The 3,352-nt window shown below is 67.1% G+C and carries 2 protein-coding genes; both read left to right on the top strand.

The window, feature by feature from the left end; genetic code table 11:
• Nucleotides 1-574 (top strand): uroporphyrinogen decarboxylase family protein (locus ABYB95_RS19865; RefSeq protein ID WP_372660885.1); only part of this gene is annotated, 574 nt, incomplete at its 5' end.
• A gap of 466 nt (nucleotides 575-1,040) precedes the next feature.
• Nucleotides 1,041-3,236 (top strand): primosomal protein N', encoded by a 2,196-nt coding sequence (priA, locus tag ABYB95_RS19860; RefSeq protein WP_372660882.1) that lies wholly within the window; start codon nucleotides 1,041-1,043, stop codon nucleotides 3,234-3,236.
• The last annotated feature ends 116 nt before the right edge of the window (nucleotides 3,237-3,352 follow it).

Genomic DNA, 3,352 nt, shown 5'->3' with positions numbered 1-3,352 from the left:
CCGCCCGGACCTGATGCACCAGATCCTGGCGATCAACGCCGACGCGGTGGCCACCTACTTGAACGCACAGATCGACGCAGGTGCGCAGGCGGTGATGGTGTTCGACAGCTGGGGCGGCGTGCTGGCCGACGGCAAGTTCCAGGACTTCAGCCTGACCTACACCAAGCGCGTGCTGGCCCAGCTGCAGCGCGAAAAAGACGGCGTGGTGGTTCCGCGCATCGTCTTCACCAAGGGTGGCGGCCTGTGGCTGGACGAGATGAAAGACCTGGACTGCGACGCGCTGGGCCTGGACTGGACCGTGAATCTGGCCAAAGCGCGTGCGGCAGTGGGCGACCGCAAAGCCCTGCAAGGCAACATCGACCCCAATGTGTTGTTTGCCCCCCCTGAGCGCATCGACGCCGAAGTGGCCGCCGTGCTGGAGAGCTTTGGCAAGCCCCACCAGGGCGCCGGCACCGGTCCCACGCACATCTTCAACCTGGGCCACGGCATCAGCCAGTTCACCCCGCCCGAGCATGTGAGCACGCTGGTGAACGCGGTGCACACGCATTCGCGGCGCCTGCGCGCAACCCCCTGAGGGCTGGCCAAAGCCCCGGTTTCACAGGCCTTGGGCCGGTTTGGGCGCTGCCCAAGGGGCACAAAAGCTGAGGTCTTTGGTGCTCAAAATCGGCCCCACAAACAGCCCCCGGGCCAGGCACACCGGGGGTGTTCGGCTGGCCTTAACACAAAAATTTCGGAAAACGGCACTTGACAGACCTCAGTTATGCACAAAACTTGTGCTGCGGTGCATCAACTTTTTTGCAGACCCCATGGAACCTTTTCCAGGTCCAGTATGGTTGCTAAGCTGTTGATTTATATGAATTTTATTTTTTGCTTTTTTTCTGGGCAATTTAAGAAAGGCCTTGATTTTCAAGGCCTCCCGAGCCGTCGGCAGGCTCTATCCACAAAGTTATCCACAGAAAGCTTGGACATGTCTGTATGCGCTTTCAAATCAATGACTTACGGCACACTTCGATAGATCAACTGAGGAACCCGCCCTAAGCATGGACTGTTGGCCCAGCATCGTCGTAGCCACCCCCGCCCACAGCGCGGTGGGGGGACCGCTCAGCTACCGAAGCGAGCGGTTGCTCGCTGTCGGCAGCTTGGTGCGGGTGCCACTGGGTTCGCGCGAAGTGTTGGGCGTGGTGTGGGACTGCCCCACGGTCCCGCCCGCCGGACTGGACCCGGCCAAGGCCAAATGGGTGGCGGCGGTGCTGGACGGGCTCCCCCCCCTCAACACCCGCTGGCTACAACTGGTGCGCTTCGCCGCCCAGTATTACCAGCGCAGTCTGGGCGAGGTGGCGCTGGCCGCGCTGCCGCCGCAGCTGCGCGAGCTCGACAACACCCAGCTGGCCCGCCGCCTGAAACGCCGGGCCAAGGCCCTGGCCGCTTCGGGTGTTGCCGCGGCTGGCGACCCCGCCACGGCGCTGGCGCACACCCTGAGCGACGAACAAAGCGAGACCTTGCAGGCCCTGGCCGCCGCCACGGCGCCGGTTTTGTTGTTTGGCGCCACCGGCAGCGGCAAAACCGAGATTTACCTGCGCGCCACCCAGCAGGTGCTGGAAATTGCAGCGCCAGCCGCCCAGGTGGACGCAGAAACCGGTGAGATCGGCCAGGCCCCGCCCGCCACCCAGGTGCTGGTGATGGTGCCCGAGATCAACCTCACGCCGCAGCTGGAGGCGCGTTTTCGCGAACGCTTCGAACCCGCATTTGGTGCCGATGCCGTGGTCTGCCTGCACAGCGGCATGACGCCGGCGCAGCGCCTGGCCAGCTGGCTGGCGGCGCACACCGGGCAGGCGCGCATTGTGCTGGGCACCCGCATGGCGATTTTTGCCAGCCTGCCCGGCTTGCGCCTGATCGTGGTCGACGAAGAACACGACCCCAGCTACAAGAGCCAGGAAGGGGCGCGTTATTCGGCCCGCGATCTCGCCGTGTACCGCGCCCAGCTGGAAAGCAAGGCGCTGGCCGCCCTGCCGGGCCACCCGGCGGAACCCGGCGCGGCGCGCTGCCAGGTGCTGCTGGGTTCGGCCACGCCTTCGCTGGAAAGCTGGCACGCCGCCGAACAAGGGCGCTACCAGCGGCTGGCCATGCCCAGCCGCATCGGTGGCGGCGCCTTGCCGCGCCTGCGCCTGGTCGACATGCACCACCAGCCCAAAGGCGCGGTGTTGGCGCCGCCGCTGCTGGCGGCCATGGCCGAACGCATCGCGCGCAGCGAGCAGTGCCTGGTGCTGCTGAACCGGCGCGGCTACGCACCGGTGCTGGCCTGCCACGCCTGCGACTGGAAAAGCAGTTGCCCGCATTGCAGCGCCTACCGCGTGTTCCACAAACTGGACCGCACCCTGCGCTGCCACCACTGCGGCTTCACCGAGCGCGTGCCCCGCGCCTGCCCCGACTGCGGCAACGTGGACATTGCCCCCGTGGGACGTGGCACCGAGCAGATCGAAGAACAGCTCACCGCCCTGCTGGCCGATGCGCGCCGCCCCGACGGCGGCCCACCGCGTGTGGCCCGCATGGACGCCGACTCGACCCGGCTCAAAGGCAGCCTGGAAGTGCAGCTCGCCACCATGCACAGCGGCGAGGTGGATGTGCTGGTGGGCACGCAGATGATCGCCAAGGGCCACGACTTTCGCCGCATCACCCTGGTGGCCAGCGTGAACGCCGACGCAGCCCTGTTCGCCAGCGACTACCGCGCACCCGAGCGCCTGTTTGCCTTGTTGATGCAAGCCGCTGGCCGCGCCGGGCGCGCCGCCGAACACAGCGCCGGCAGCGAGATGTGGGTGCAAACCTGGTACCCGCAGCACCCGCTGTTCACCCAGCTCCAGCGCCACGACTTCCCCGCCTTTGCCGCCGAACAGCTGGTGGAGCGCGAAGACGCGGGCATGCCGCCGTTTGGCCACCAGGCCTTGCTGCGCGCCGACGCCCGCACCCAGGACGCCGCTCGGGCCTTCCTCAACGCTGCCGCCCAGGCCGCTGCCGAGCTGCCGCACCGCGCCGATGTGACGCTCTACCCCGCCGTGCCGCTGACCATTCAACGCGTGGCCAATGTGGAGCGCGCGCAAATGCTGGTGGAGGCCGAATCGCGCGGCGCGCTGCAGCGTTTTCTGGCCGCCTGGCAACCGGTGCTGCACGCCACGCGCAGCCACCCCGATGCGCGTGGTCTGCTGCGCTGGGCGGTGGACGTGGACCCGCTGGCGATCTGAACCCTGGCGCCCACCCCGAGTGGGCTAGGAGCCTGCGCGGCAGAAGAGGCGTCGGCTGCAAATCGCCCGCAGCGGTCCATTTTTCACCGTCTATTTGCCCCATAGCCGGGCTATGG

The organism is Hydrogenophaga sp. (assembly GCF_041633695.1).
In the GTDB taxonomy this organism is placed as follows: Bacteria; Pseudomonadota; Gammaproteobacteria; order Burkholderiales; family Burkholderiaceae_C; genus Hydrogenophaga.
Note: the sequence above shows the minus strand (reverse complement) of the source record. Positions and strands in the feature narration are given on the sequence as shown.